General features: G+C 62.1%; 13 protein-coding genes. 5 read left to right on the forward strand and 8 right to left on the reverse strand.

Annotation, left to right across the window (positions count from 1 at the left end; genetic code table 11):
- Positions 1-28 precede the first annotated feature (28 nt).
- A complete protein-coding gene (locus ACXAHG_RS02615; protein WP_475040796.1) occupies positions 29-925 on the forward strand; it encodes a lysophospholipid acyltransferase family protein in 897 nt (298 codons plus the stop codon).
- 69 nt (positions 926-994) lie between these two features.
- On the opposite strand, the gene ACXAHG_RS02620 is transcribed toward ACXAHG_RS02615, so the two are convergent.
- A complete protein-coding gene (locus ACXAHG_RS02620; protein WP_475040797.1) occupies positions 995-1,870 on the reverse strand; it encodes a 3-hydroxybutyryl-CoA dehydrogenase in 876 nt (291 codons plus the stop codon).
- 153 nt (positions 1,871-2,023) lie between these two features.
- Between ACXAHG_RS02620 and ACXAHG_RS02625 the strand changes: the two genes are divergently transcribed.
- Positions 2,024-2,848 carry a DUF6473 family protein gene (locus ACXAHG_RS02625; RefSeq protein ID WP_475055755.1) on the forward strand — a complete coding sequence of 275 codons (825 nt, stop codon included), beginning with the start codon at positions 2,024-2,026 and terminating at the stop codon, positions 2,846-2,848.
- Positions 2,849-2,914: 66 nt separating this feature from the next.
- Here the strand turns inward: ACXAHG_RS02625 and ACXAHG_RS02630 are convergent, their stop codons facing one another.
- From ACXAHG_RS02630 to ACXAHG_RS02655, 6 genes are all read right to left on the reverse strand, one after another.
- The gene (locus ACXAHG_RS02630) at positions 2,915-3,844 is read right to left on the reverse strand and encodes an electron transfer flavoprotein subunit alpha/FixB family protein (RefSeq protein ID WP_475055756.1); all 930 of its coding nucleotides are present in this window, start codon (positions 3,842-3,844) and stop codon (positions 2,915-2,917) included.
- Entirely contained in the window at positions 3,844-4,602 is a 759-nt protein-coding gene (locus tag ACXAHG_RS02635) for an electron transfer flavoprotein subunit beta/FixA family protein (RefSeq protein ID WP_039159202.1), read from the reverse strand. Before ACXAHG_RS02635 ends, ACXAHG_RS02630 begins: the two co-directional genes overlap by 1 nt.
- 295 nt (positions 4,603-4,897) lie before the next feature.
- Positions 4,898-5,470: a cob(I)yrinic acid a,c-diamide adenosyltransferase gene (locus tag ACXAHG_RS02640; RefSeq protein WP_475040801.1), complete on the reverse strand. Its 573-nt coding sequence runs from the start codon at positions 5,468-5,470 to the stop codon at positions 4,898-4,900.
- A 6-nt stretch (positions 5,471-5,476) separates the two neighbouring features.
- The gene (locus ACXAHG_RS02645) at positions 5,477-5,680 is read right to left on the reverse strand and encodes a twin transmembrane helix small protein (protein WP_475040802.1); all 204 of its coding nucleotides are present in this window, start codon (positions 5,678-5,680) and stop codon (positions 5,477-5,479) included.
- Positions 5,681-5,744: 64 nt separating this feature from the next.
- Positions 5,745-6,578 carry an SDR family NAD(P)-dependent oxidoreductase gene (locus tag ACXAHG_RS02650; protein WP_475040804.1) on the reverse strand — a complete coding sequence of 278 codons (834 nt, stop codon included), beginning with the start codon at positions 6,576-6,578 and terminating at the stop codon, positions 5,745-5,747.
- A 35-nt stretch (positions 6,579-6,613) separates the two neighbouring features.
- Complete coding sequence (locus ACXAHG_RS02655) at positions 6,614-7,231, reverse strand: SH3 domain-containing protein (protein ID WP_475040805.1); 618 nt, start codon at positions 7,229-7,231, stop codon at positions 6,614-6,616.
- A gap of 228 nt (positions 7,232-7,459) precedes the next feature.
- On the opposite strand from ACXAHG_RS02655, the gene ACXAHG_RS02660 reads away from it, so the two are divergent.
- The 3 genes from ACXAHG_RS02660 (at position 7,460) to tuf (ending at position 11,838) form a co-directional block, all read left to right on the forward strand.
- Positions 7,460-9,808, forward strand: coding sequence for a DNA topoisomerase IV subunit A (locus ACXAHG_RS02660; RefSeq protein ID WP_475040806.1), 2,349 nt, complete (start codon positions 7,460-7,462; stop codon positions 9,806-9,808).
- Positions 9,809-9,937: 129 nt separating this feature from the next.
- Complete coding sequence (locus ACXAHG_RS02665; RefSeq protein WP_475040808.1) at positions 9,938-10,537, forward strand: hypothetical protein; 600 nt, start codon at positions 9,938-9,940, stop codon at positions 10,535-10,537.
- Between the two features lie 125 nt (positions 10,538-10,662).
- Complete coding sequence (tuf, locus tag ACXAHG_RS02670; RefSeq protein WP_475040809.1) at positions 10,663-11,838, forward strand: elongation factor Tu; 1,176 nt, start codon at positions 10,663-10,665, stop codon at positions 11,836-11,838.
- 566 nt (positions 11,839-12,404) lie between these two features.
- Here the strand turns inward: tuf and ACXAHG_RS02675 are convergent.
- On the reverse strand, positions 12,405-12,719 hold the full coding sequence (locus ACXAHG_RS02675; RefSeq protein ID WP_475055757.1) for a hypothetical protein: 315 nt from the start codon (positions 12,717-12,719) through the stop codon (positions 12,405-12,407).
- Positions 12,720-12,834: the final 115 nt, after the last annotated feature.

A 12,834-nucleotide genomic window follows, 5' to 3' on the forward strand; every position in this document is an offset into this window, starting at 1 on the left:
CGCCGGAAGCGGAACGGGAATAGACACATTGGCGGACACCGCACAAGACAGGAAGACCGGCATCACACCGGACACCGCTGAACAGGCAACGGGCGAGGTCTATGACCGCCGCACGCTGACCTATGCTAACTCTTTCGATGACCGTTGGACGTCCGTGGCGATCAAGACCATCGAATGGCTGACCGGCAAGCTGACCATCCTGCGTATGGTCAACAAGTTCGAGAAGCGGAACGCCGAGTACCGTGGTCAGAAGTTCTGGCGCGGCGCCCTCAACACCATGGGCATCGACCTGCAGACCCCGCAGACACAGATCGAAAATATCCCCGCAGACGGTCCTGTGGTGATCGTCGCCAACCACCCGCACGGGATGGTCGACGGCATGATCTTTGCTGATCTCATCGGCCGCCGCCGCCTCGATTACCGCATCCTGACCCGTTCGGTGCTGACCGGCCTGGATGAGGCGGCAACCTCCTTCATGATCCCGGTGCCCTTCCCGCATGACCCCGAAGCGCAGCGCAAGATGGTGGACATGCGGGCCAAGACCATGGCCTTCCTCAAGGAGGGCGGTGCGGTGGCCTTGTTCCCCTCGGGCGTAGTGATGTCGTCCGACAGCTGGTTCGGCCCCGCGGTAGAGCGCGAATGGAACGTCTTCACCGCCCAGCTGATCCGCCGCTCCGGCGCGCGGGTGGTGCCGATCTACTTCCCCGGCTCGAATTCCCGCTGGTATCAGATCGCCTGTCAGATCTCCCCGATCCTGCGCCAGGGCCTGCTGTTGCACGAAATCGTCCGCTCCTGCAACAAACCGCAGGCGCCGGTGGTCGGCAAGCCGCTAACGGATGAGCAGATGGAGCAGCTGCAAACCGACCCGCGCGGTTTCATGGCCTGGCTGCGTGACCACACGCTCAGCCTCGGTAAGCAAAGCTGAGCCCGCCTGATTATACTGCCGGAAACGAAAAAGCGCCCCGCGGGGCGCTTCTTTATTCTGTGCGGGCGGTTACCGGGTCGGAACCGGTACCTCGCCGCGGTAGTCATAAAAGCCGCGCTGGGTCTTGCGGCCCAGCCAGCCCGCCTCAACGTATTTGGTCAGCAGCGGGCAGGGGCGGTACTTGGTATCCGCCAGCCCGTCGTGCAGAACGTTCATGATCGCTAGGCAAGTGTCCAGGCCAATGAAATCCGCCAGCTCCAGGGGCCCCATCGGGTGGTTGGCGCCCAGCTTCATCGACTCGTCGATCGACTTCACAGACCCCACGCCCTCATAGAGCGTATAGACCGCCTCGTTGATCATCGGCATCAGGATCCGGTTGACGATGAAAGCCGGGAAATCCTCGGCGCTGGCCGAGGTCTTGCCCAGCCGCGCCACAACTTCCTGGCAGGCGTTGAAGGTTGGCTCGTCGGTGGCGATGCCGCGGATCAGCTCCACCAGCTGCATCACCGGCACCGGATTCATGAAATGGAACCCCATGAAACGCTCCGGCCGGTCGGTGCGGCTGGCCAGCCGGGTGATCGAGATCGAGGAGGTGTTGGAGGTCAGGATTGTATGCGGCTGCAGATGCGGCTGCAGGTCCTCAAAGATGGCCTGCTTCACGGTCTCGCGCTCGGTCGCCGCTTCGATCACCAGATCGGTTGCGCCCACGTCAGCCAGCTTCAGCGAGGGCACGATGCGCGCCAGCGCCGCCTTCACGTCGGCCTCAGAGATCTTGCCCTTGCTGGCCTGGCGCTCCATGTTCTTGTGAATCAGGCTCAGCGCGCCGTCCAGCGCCTGCTGGCTGACGTCATTCAGCACGACCTCGTACCCGGCCAGCGCCATAACATGAGCAATGCCGTTGCCCATCTGACCCGCGCCGATCACTCCAACCTTCTGAATTTCCATGCCTCAGGCTCCTGAAATATCTGCGGCAACCTTACTGGCCGGGGAAGGGCAGGCACAAGGGCAGCTTGAGCCGATTTGAGGCAAATTCTCACTTTAGGGAAATTGCAATGCTTGCCCTGCAAGGTGAGTCTCGGGTGAAAAATTGGTGGTGAAATGAGCTATGAACTCAAAAGCGCAGGTGCGCTTGCGGGGGAACCATGCAGATATGGGCAGTCTAGGCTGCTGGTTCGGGGGCCTCAACGGTCCCTGGATGCGCCTTATGTTGCCTTTCTTGGTGGAACCGAAGTCTACGGGCGATTCGTTGAGTTTCCCTTTGTCGACACCCTGCAGCCCCGCCTTGGCATAGACTGTATCAACCTGGGCAGCGTGAACGCCGGGCTGGACAGTTTTGTGCAGGACAAGACGCTGATCAGTATTGCCCGGGGTGCGCACATCTCGGTGCTGCAGATGCTGAGTGCGCAGAACATTTCGAACCCGTACTACCGGGTCCACCCGCGCCGCAACGACCGCTTCCTGCAAGCCCAGCCGGCGCTCAAGACACTGTACCCGGAAGTGGACTTTACCGAATTCCACTTCAACAAGCACCTGCTCAGCACCCTTCAGGACATCTCCGGGCAGAGGTTCGAGCAGGTCCGGGAGCAGCTGCAGCGCAGCTGGCTGGAGCGGATGAGCGGCCTGATAGAAGAGCTGAAAGGCCGTGTTCTGCTGCTCTGGCTGCGTTATGAACTGGATGCCGACGGCGGCTTTACAGAAGAGCCGGTGCTGGTGGACCGGCCTATGGCGGATGCGCTGCGCCCCAAGGTCAGCGGCATTCTGGAGTTCAAGTCCTCCTCCGCGTCCACGGCTCAGGACATTGCCGGAATGGTCTTCGGTCAGATGGAACTGCCGGCTGCCCGCCACATGATCGGCCCCAAGGAGCATATGAGGATTGCAGACGCGCTCGCTGATCGCCTTCTCCCCCTGCTGCAAGGCAAGTGACGCCCGTGAACAGAAAAAGGCCCGCCATTCGGCGGGCCTTATCTTTGCCTAACACCTCAGTAGGGCTTAGCCAAGCTTTTCGGTCAGGGCCGGGACGGCTTCGAACAGGTCGGCAACCAGGCCAAAGTCCGCAACCTGGAAGATCGGTGCTTCTTCGTCCTTGTTGATCGCCACGATGACCTTGGAGTCCTTCATGCCGGCCAGGTGCTGAATAGCGCCGGAAATGCCGATGGCGACATAGAGGTCCGGAGCAACAACCTTGCCGGTCTGACCCACCTGCCAGTCGTTCGGGGCGTAGCCCGAGTCGACAGCCGCGCGGGATGCGCCGACAGCAGCGCCCAGTTTGTCGGCCAGGGTCTCGATCAGTTTGAAGTCTTCCTCGGAGCCAACGCCGCGGCCGCCAGAGACAACGATGCCGGCCGAGGTCAGCTCGGGGCGGTCGCTTGCGGCAACCTTGTCTTCGACCCACTCGGACAGGCCCGGGTTTGCCGCAGCAGAGATGGTTTCCACGGATGCGGAGCCGCCTTCGCCAGCTGCGTCAAAGGACGCGGTACGGATCGACACGACTTTCTTGGCGTCGTTCGACTTCACGGTCTGGATCGCGTTGCCGGCGTAGATCGGGCGCTCGAAGGTGTTGCCGTCGACAACGCCGGAAACGTCGGAGATCACCATCACGTCCAGCAGTGCCGCAACGCGCGGCAGGACGTTCTTGGCGTCGGTGGTGGCGGGTGCCACGATGTGCTCAAAGTCAGACGCCAGGCCAGCGATCAGTGCCGCGGTCGGTTCCGCCAGGCGGTGGCCCAGGGATGCGTCCTCGGCTACCAGAACCTTGGCAACGCCTGCGATTTTCGCAGCTTCTTCGCCAGCGGCAGCAGCAGAGGCGCCAGCGGCCAGAACGGTCACGTCGCCCAGTTTGGAGGCTGCGGCAACAGCTTTTGCGGTTGCGTCCAGCGCCAGCGCGCCGTCAGTCACTTCAGCAAGGAGAAGAACAGCCATTACACAGCCCCCGCTTCTTTGAGTTTCTCAACCAGCTCGTCAACCGAACCGACCACGATGCCTGCGGCGCGTGCCGGCGGCTCTTCGGTCTTGACGATTTCCAGGCGCGGCGTGACGTCGACGCCGTAGTCGGCGGCGGTTTTCTCGTCCAGCGGCTTTTTCTTCGCCTTCATAATGTTGGGCAGCGACGCATAGCGCGGCTCGTTCAGGCGCAGGTCCACGGTGATGATGGCGGGCATCTTCACGGAAATGGTCTGCAGGCCGCCGTCAACCTCGCGGGTGACTTTTGCGGTTTCGCCTTCGATGTCCAGCTCGGAGGCAAAGGTGCCCTGGGACCAGCCCAGCAGCGCCGACAGCATCTGGCCGGTTGCGTTCATATCGTTGTCGATCGCCTGCTTGCCGCAGAGCACGACGCCGGGCTGCTCTTCCTCGACCACTTTGGCCAGGATTTTCGCAACGGCCAGCGGCTCGATGTCGGTGTGCACGTCGTCGGCAGCAACCACCAGGATGGCGCGGTCTGCGCCCATCGCCAGGGCGGTGCGCAGGGTTTCCTGAGCCTGCTTGACGCCGATGGAAACCGCAACCACCTCATCGGCCTTGCCGGCTTCTTTCAGGCGGATAGCTTCTTCGACAGCGATTTCGTCGAAGGGGTTCATCGACATTTTCACGTTGGCGAGATCGACACCGCTGCCGTCCGCTTTGACGCGGACCTTCACGTTGTAGTCAATCACGCGTTTGACAGGCACGAGTACCTTCATTTTGCGTTCTCTCCTTAACAAACGGCAAGCCGCCCCAGGGCGACTCCCCCTCTATGCTCTCGCAGCGTTGATACCGGCTGGTGTGCGCCTGCAACAGGGCAAAATCGTCACGTTAGCGCACGCCGACGTCGCGTTTGCTCATTTGGAACATCATTTTTGCAAGAATGTTTCCGGTGGGAAATCTGCCCGCCGCAACGGCAGGGCGCAGCTGGCCTGCGTGACGCGTTTGGCGCCGGATTCGCAAAAATCCGGCGCCAAAGGGCGAATCAGGCCGGGAAAACTGAGGCAGGTCGCCTCAGCGGTTGGCGCCGGGCACCCACAGTACGTCGTCCTTGCCACCGTTGTTGGCGGTGCGGGCGGCAACAAAGAACCAGTCGGAGAGACGGTTCAGGTATTTCACTGCCGCCGGGTTCACGTCCTCGGCAGTGCTGAGGTCGGTGGCCAGCCGTTCGGCGCGGCGCGCCACGGTGCGGCAGACATGCAAATGCGCCGCAAGGCGTGACCCGCCCGGCAGGATGAAGCTGCGCAGCGCCTCCAGATCCTTGTTCATGACGTCGATCTCGGCTTCCAGCCGCTCAACTTGCGCCGCCGCGACCCGCAGCGGCGGGTATTCCGCTTCGGCGTCCTTTTCCATCTCCGGACGGCACAGATCGGCGCCCAGATCGAATAAGTCATTCTGAATGCGGGCCAGGGCGGCATCCATTTCGCCCTCCGCCTCCAGCCGTGCGACCCCGACAAAGGAGTTCAGCTCATCCGAGGTGCCATAGGCATTGACCCGCGCCGAATGCTTGGCGACCCGCGCGCCGTTGCCGAGCGCGGTTTCGCCCTTGTCGCCGGTGCGGGTGTAAATCTTGTTCAGAACGACCATCGCCACTTATCCTCCCTGGCTGCGCAGATAGACGTAGGCCAGCAGGATCACCACTGCAATGAATTGAAACAGGATGCGCAGCCGCATCATCTTGTTTGCATTGCGGCGGTTGAACTCCCCGCCCTTTCCAAAGCCGCCGATGCCGACGACCAGCGCCACAACCACGGCAGCCACCGCAGCCAGCCCCAGATAATACAGCGGATCGCTCATCCTGTCCCCCAAGCGCATCAATTCGTTGGGCCTCATCTACCCTGCGCAGATGCAGATGGCGACCCTATCCGAGCTTTACAAGGATGCGGTCAATTGCCCGGGTCGGCAGGATGCGCCGCAGGAAACCGGCGATATAGGTGGGAGTGGTGACGTAGTAGCGCGGATGCGGCCGCCGGGATTCGCAGGCATGGGCCAGCTTGGCAGTGACAGCTGAGGCCGGCAGCTCGAACCGGTCCGGGCCGTTGCTGCCATCATACAGCCGCTTCAGCAGCCGCGATTCGTACAGTTCGCGCAGCGGCGACGCCTTCCAGTCGATGAAGCGCTCGAAATGCGGGATGGATTTCTCGCGGATTTTCGACGTCACCGGACCGGGCTCGATCAGCACCATGTGGATGCCGGTGCCGCGCAGCTCGACCCGCAGCGTGTCGGTCAGGCCCTCCAGCGCGTATTTTGTCGCTACATAGGCGCCCCGCCATGGGAAGGTGACAAAGCCCAGGATCGAGGAGTTCTGCACGATCCGCCCGTGCCCCTGCTTGCGCATCACCGGAATCACCTGCCGGGTCAGCTCGTGCCAGCCAAAGAAATTAGCCTCAAAAATGGTGCGCAGGGCCTCGGTGGGCAGATCCTCCACCGCACCGGGCAGACCGTGTGCGCCATTATTGAAAAGCGCATCCAGCGTGCCGCCGTTGGCTTCCAGCACTTCGGCAAGGCCTGATTCGATGCTGTTCGGGTCGGTGTAGTCGATCCTTGGGCTTTCAAACCCTTCGGCCCGCATCCGGTCGCAATCGCGCTGCTGGCGGCAGGAGGCAAACACCCGCCAGCCCCGTTCCCGCATGCCGCGGGCTGCGTCCAGGCCGATCCCGGAGGAGCAGCCGGTAATCAGGATGGTCTTTTTCAAGGTTTCGCCCTTTTACCCGGAAACTACCGGTGCAGTTATGGGCGTTTCTTGCTCACCAGGGAAGCCGCAATCCATCCCACGTGCCCTTTGTCCGGCGCACGAAGGTGCAGCCAGCCGGTGCCGCTGTCTTCGATCACGATGACCTCATCCCCGCCCAGCAAGCGGGTGATTACCGGATAACTGGTGCCTGGCCCTTGCCGCATGTTCACTCGTGACGCACGGATACTGCGGCGGTCCAAAACGGCCTCTGGCTCCGGCTGCACGGCTTCCACGATGGCGGCAGGTGCTGCCGTGATCGCCGCCAAGCCGCCGTCAAGCGATGCCAGTTGCAGGCCACCAGGGGCGGGTTCGCCGGAAAAGGCTGTCTGAGTCGATGCAAGAACACCGGAAGCGCTGGCCAGATGCTGGGCCGCGACCCGCTGGCGCAGGGCCGGGTCCGCAGCCGGGCGGGCTGGCGTTTGAACCTGCGACCGGTGTGTCAGGACCGGCTGCGCAGTCAGCGCGGCAGCGGTGATTCTCACAGGCTGAGCCGCGGCAGGCTGCGCTGCCGCCACCGGCTCTGGCCGTTTAGGCGGTTCAAAATCCGCCCCTCCGCTCAGCTCGTAAAATCCCCATCCGAGGAAGGCAAATGATACCAGAACAAATCGCGACATAACCCGGTCCCCCCAGACCAACTAAAGGCGGCTGCATCAGAAAATGGATTTCCAGTACAAAAACGACCGGCGCAGCTGCCCGGTCCCTCTATACCTAGTGCATGTTAACGGCCAGGAAACAGGGGAGAGTCGCGCCGCTTCTCCCCGTGCCCTGGCAACCAGGCAGAGGTGTGCGAATTTCGCGCGCGCCCGCTTTACCAATTCCAGCGGCGGCAGTATCACCGATGCATGACCGACCTGGTAGAAGACCCCGACATGCCGTCCGCCCCTGAAGGTGGCGAAATCCGCGAACCGCTGCGCCGCGCCATTGGCGAGCGCTATCTGACCTATGCGCTTAGCACCATCATGCACCGGGCACTGCCCGACGCGCGTGACGGGCTGAAGCCGGTGCACCGGCGCATTCTTTATGCGATGAACCGCCTGCGGCTCAGCTCCTCCGGCGGGTTCCTGAAATCGGCCAAGATTTCCGGCGATACTATGGGCGACTTCCACCCCCACGGCGACGCCGCGATCTATGACGCGATGGCGCGCCTGGCGCAGGACTTCAACGTCCGTTACCCGCTGGTCGACGGTCAGGGCAACTTCGGCAACATCGACGGCGACAACCCGGCGGCGTCGCGCTACACCGAGGCGCGGATGACCTTCGTGGCCGAAGCGATGCTCGAAGGCCTCAATGAGGATTCGGTTGATTTCCGCGACAATTACGATGGCCGCCTGACTGAGCCGGCAGTTCTGCCCGCGACCTTCCCGAACATCCTTGCCAACGGTGCGGCCGGCATCGCGGTTGGCATGGCGACCAACATCCCGCCCCACAACATTGCAGAGCTGATCGACGCCTGCCTGCATCTGATCAAGACCCCGGATGCCCGCGATGACACCCTGCTGAACTACGTGCCGGGCCCGGATTTCCCAACCGGCGGCATCATCGTCGAGCCCAAGGAAAACATCGCCAAGGCCTACAGCACTGGCCGCGGCTCCTTCCGCCTGCGCTGCAAGCACGAGGTCGAGGACCTGGGCCGCGGCCAGTGGCAGGTTGTCGTCACCGAGATCCCCTATCAGGTCCAGAAATCCAAGCTGATCGAGAAGATCGCCGAGCTGATCCAGACCAAGAAGGTTCCGATCCTCGCCGACGTGCGCGACGAATCGGCGGACGACATCCGCATCATCCTGGAACCTAAGTCCAAGAATGTGGACCCCGAGGTTCTGATGAACATGATGTTCCGCAATTCGGACCTGGAAATCCGATTCAGCCTCAACATGAACGTTCTGATCGACGGTGTGACCCCCAAGGTCTGTTCAATGAAGGAGGTGCTGCGCGCCTTCCTCGACCACCGCCGCGATGTGCTGCAGCGCCGCTCGCGCCACCGGATGGAAAAGATCGACCACCGGCTGGAGGTCTTGGAGGGCTTCATCATCGCCTTCCTGAACCTCGACCGGGTGATCGACATCATCCGCTATGACGAGGACCCGAAGGCCGCCCTGATCCGCGAGGACTGGAGCAAGGACCACCCCCGCGCCTTCACCGAGGCCGAGTATGTCTCTCCGGCGCCCGGCGCGGGCGAACTGACAGAGGTGCAGGCTGAGGCGATCCTCAACATGCGCCTGCGGTCTTTGCGCAAACTGGAAGAAATCGAACTGGTCCGCGAACGCGATGCCCTGCGCGAGGAGCGCGCCGGGCTGGTCGAACTCTTGGCCTCCGAAGACCTGCAATGGTCCCGCATCTCCGAGCAGTTGAAAGAAACCAAGAAGCAGTTCGGCAAGGACTACGCCGGTGGAGCCCGCCGTACGTTGTTTGCCGAGGCCGGCGAGGTTGAGGACGTGCCGCTGGAGGCGATGATCGACCGCGAGCCGATCACCGTGGTCTGCTCACAGATGGGCTGGATCCGGGCGATGACTGGCCACATCGACCTGAACCGCGAGCTGAAGTTCAAGGACGGCGACGGCCCGCGCTTCATCTTCCACGCCGAAACCACCGACCGCCTGCTGGTGTTCGGCTCCAATGGACGTTTCTACACCTTGTCAGCCGCCAACCTGCCGGGCGGGCGCGGCATGGGCGAACCGCTGCGCCTGATGGTCGACCTGCCGAACGAGGCTGAGATCGTCGACCTGATGATCCACAACCCCGACGGCCGCCTGCTGGTGGCCTCGGATGCGGGCAACGGCTTCATCTGCGCTGAAAAGGAAATCGTCGCCCAGACCCGCAGCGGCAAGCAAGTGCTGAACGTCAAGGACGACGAGCGCGCCAAGATCTGTATTCCGGTCGAGGGCGACCATGTGGCCATCGTTTCTGAGAACGGCAAGTTCCTGGTTTTCTCCGTCGAGGAAATGCCGGAACTCACCCGCGGCAAGGGCGTGCGGCTGCAGAAGTACAACATGGCCCGCGGCAAGCAGGGCTCACTGGAGCTGGACGGCGGCCTTTCCGACATCACGACCTTCAACTGGGATGACGGGCTGCGCTGGGAAATGGGTGGCGGCAAGACCCGCCACGAGACCGACCTGACCCAGTGGCTCGGCAAGCGCGCCGGCGTGGGCAAACGCCCGCCGCACGGCTTCCCGCGCAACTACAAGTTCAAGTGAGGCAGCAGAAACCTGCCGCCTGCCTGTGCCCCCCGCGCCACCCGCGCGGGGGTTGCTGCTTCCGGACCTTTACCCCAACCGCCGCCCGCGGCTATCTGGGCGGGACCGAATTTCTCTTGGGGGACTTCCATGATCCGCGTTCTTTCCCTGCTGGCCTCTTTGACCCTGCTCACCGCCTGCGGTGAAACCCGCCTGGATGAGGCACCGGAGGATCTGGGTGCCTTCCAGGCCCGCGTCACCCATGTCTACACCGAGAAAGCGCTGCAATGGCCGCTGTCGCGCGACGCCGAGCACAGCGAATGGACCGCGCCGATCGAAAACGCGCTGAACACCCGCCTGCGCCGCTATGACGGCACCCAGGAATACGACGTTGCGGTGACGCTTGAGGGCTTCATGCTTGCGCCCCCCGGCGTGCCGGTGCTGTTCTCCCCCAAGAGCGCAGTGGTGGTGAATGTCTTTGTCTATGACGTGGCACAAAAGAAATTCCTGGCGAAGAAGCACCAGATGGAAATCTTCGAAAGCACCACTGGCGAAAGCGCCCTCCTGGGCTCCGGCCATGCCCGGACTAAGCAGGAACAGATCCAGGGCCTGGCCATCAATATCGCCGACAAGGTCGAGGAATGGATGGCCGAACAGCACGAGGTGGAGGGCTGGTTTGCCCCGCGCGCTGCGGTGGAACCCGCCACCGGCGCGGACGCGGCTGCGGCAGAGACGCAACCGGCTGGCTGAGGCGCGCGAAAACCGTCCCTGTCAAGCAGGAACGGGTTGATTTTTGCCGGCAAACCAAATAATCCGCCGGCGCAGAGGAAACCGGGTCGGCAAGCGACCCCTCATTTCAAAAGGGCGCCTAAGCAATGGCTAAGGAAAAGTTTGAACGTAATAAACCGCACGTCAACATCGGCACCGTTGGCCACGTTGACCACGGCAAGACCACTCTGACCGCGGCTATCACCAAATACTTCGGTGACTTCAAAGCCTACGACCAGATCGACGGCGCACCGGAAGAAAAAGCCCGCGGCATCACCATCTCGACCGCGCACGTCGAATATGAAACCGAAGCGCGCCACTATGCGCACGTCGACTGCCCCGGCCACGCCGACTACGTCAAGAACATGATCACCGGCGCAGCCCAGATGGACGGCGCGATCCTGGTTGTGAACGCAGCTGACGGCCCGATGCCGCAGACCCGCGAGCACATCCTGCTGGCCCGCCAGGTTGGCGTTCCGGCCCTGGTTGTCTTCATGAACAAAGTTGACCAGGTCGACGACGAAGAGCTGCTGGAGCTGGTGGAAATGGAAATCCGCGAGCTGCTGTCCTCCTACGAATTCCCGGGCGACGACATTCCGATCGTTGCGGGCTCCGCTCTGGCGGCGATGGAAGGCAACAACCCGGAAATCGGCGAAGAGAAGATCAAAGAGCTGATGGCGGCCGTGGATGAGTACATCCCGACCCCGGAGCGTGCGGTTGACCAGCCGTTCCTGATGCCGATCGAAGACGTGTTCTCGATCTCCGGCCGCGGCACCGTTGTGACCGGCCGTGTCGAGCGCGGTGTGATCAACGTTGGCGACGAAATCGAAATCGTTGGCATCAAAGACACTTCGAAAACCACCTGCACCGGCGTGGAAATGTTCCGCAAGCTGCTGGACCGCGGTGAAGCGGGCGACAACATCGGCGCCCTGCTGCGCGGTGTGGACCGTGATTCCGTTGAGCGCGGCCAGGTTCTGTGCAAGCCGGGTTCCGTGACCCCGCACACCAAGTTCGAAGCCGAAGCCTACATCCTGACCAAGGAAGAAGGCGGCCGCCACACCCCGTTCTTCGCGAACTACCGTCCGCAGTTCTACTTCCGCACCACCGACGTGACCGGCACCGTGACCCTGCCGGAAGGCACCGAGATGGTGATGCCGGGCGACAACCTGAAGTTCGCGGTTGAGCTGATCGCCCCGATCGCGATGGAAGACGGCCTGCGCTTCGCCATCCGCGAAGGCGGCCGCACCGTCGGCGCTGGCGTTGTTTCCAAAATCATTGAGTAAGACGGCTTTGCCGTCTGGCGGGCGGCAGTTGGTTTTGCGCAGCAAAATCAATGAGAGCCGGCGCCGTTGAGACAATAGAAAGGGCCTCCCTCGGGAGGCTCTTTTTCTATACGGCAATCTCAGAACAGGGCAGGAACCGGCCTGGGGCCGGAGGCCGTATTGCAAAAGCTACAGTGGAGCTTTTGAGGCCGCAGGGAGCGTCAGCTCCGGGTGCTATGCAATCGCGCCCACCCGTTTTGCCGGAGGCAAACCTCCGGTTCGGCGCAGGCCGGACGCGGCCCGAACGCGCAGCGTCCGGGCGGGGAATAGAATGCGGCCTATTTTCCCCTTAGTGCTTTGATAAACATCAGCCTTGCGGGGATGTCCGCCAGGGCGTGACTCGTATTCTCCGGTGTGGCCTCTATCCGGTATCTGCCGGTGGACAGCTGGGCCGAAGCGACTTCCAGCCCGAATTCTTCGTTAAAATCATATGAACACTTGGCAGCAGGTTCGATTGCTCAAAGACCAGCTTATCTTCGCCGCTCCCCCATTCGTAGATTTTCACAGAAAAGGTGAGCAGGCCTGGGTCATCCGTTGTCTGATTGGGCGGGCTGACGCCGTACCCGTTTCTGGTCAGTTCCCAAAAAAAGCTCCGTGCTTTTCTGCAGCAGCAAGTACAAGCGGTACTCTTGGGGCCAGAGCAGTTTTGTTTCCAAGGAAACCGTGTTGCGGGACCCAAGATCAATTTCCGTCTCCGCCCGGGCCTCGCCGCAAATCAGGAAAGCGGCAGAAACGGCGAAGAGAGATGCTGCCTGCAGGGGGCGTAGGGTGATGGACTGCATTTTGACCTGTGGAAATTCAAACTGAAAATATGAATGCTGGCTCCAGCCAGCGTTACGCATCTTGCGATTGAATACAATCTGGTGCGGTCTTTTCCAGGTCAAAAACCAACGAACTTCTTGCGGACAATCTGCATGCCCGTGCGTTGTATTATGTTCGCAGGGCAGGTAATCCGCC

It is taken from the genome of Leisingera sp. ABD4_442 (genome assembly GCF_056160905.1).

What these genes read in the sequence shown, in the direction of transcription:
- ACXAHG_RS02655 (WP_475040805.1), bottom strand. Translation starts at nt 7,231, where the DNA reads ATGTCGCGATTTGTTCTGGTATCATTTGCCTTCCTCGGATGGGGATTT.
- ACXAHG_RS02625 (WP_475055755.1), top strand. Translation starts at nt 2,024, where the DNA reads ATGAGCTATGAACTCAAAAGCGCAGGTGCGCTTGCGGGGGAACCATGC.
- ACXAHG_RS02665 (WP_475040808.1), top strand. Translation starts at nt 9,938, where the DNA reads ATGATCCGCGTTCTTTCCCTGCTGGCCTCTTTGACCCTGCTCACCGCC.
- ACXAHG_RS02630 (WP_475055756.1), bottom strand. Translation starts at nt 3,844, where the DNA reads ATGGCTGTTCTTCTCCTTGCTGAAGTGACTGACGGCGCGCTGGCGCTG.
- tuf (WP_475040809.1), top strand. Translation starts at nt 10,663, where the DNA reads ATGGCTAAGGAAAAGTTTGAACGTAATAAACCGCACGTCAACATCGGC.
- ACXAHG_RS02675 (WP_475055757.1), bottom strand. Translation starts at nt 12,719, where the DNA reads ATGCGTAACGCTGGCTGGAGCCAGCATTCATATTTTCAGTTTGAATTT.
- ACXAHG_RS02640 (WP_475040801.1), bottom strand. Translation starts at nt 5,470, where the DNA reads ATGGTCGTTCTGAACAAGATTTACACCCGCACCGGCGACAAGGGCGAA.
- ACXAHG_RS02635 (WP_039159202.1), bottom strand. Translation starts at nt 4,602, where the DNA reads ATGAAGGTACTCGTGCCTGTCAAACGCGTGATTGACTACAACGTGAAG.
- ACXAHG_RS02645 (WP_475040802.1), bottom strand. Translation starts at nt 5,680, where the DNA reads ATGAGCGATCCGCTGTATTATCTGGGGCTGGCTGCGGTGGCTGCCGTG.
- ACXAHG_RS02620 (WP_475040797.1), bottom strand. Translation starts at nt 1,870, where the DNA reads ATGGAAATTCAGAAGGTTGGAGTGATCGGCGCGGGTCAGATGGGCAAC.
- ACXAHG_RS02660 (WP_475040806.1), top strand. Translation starts at nt 7,460, where the DNA reads ATGACCGACCTGGTAGAAGACCCCGACATGCCGTCCGCCCCTGAAGGT.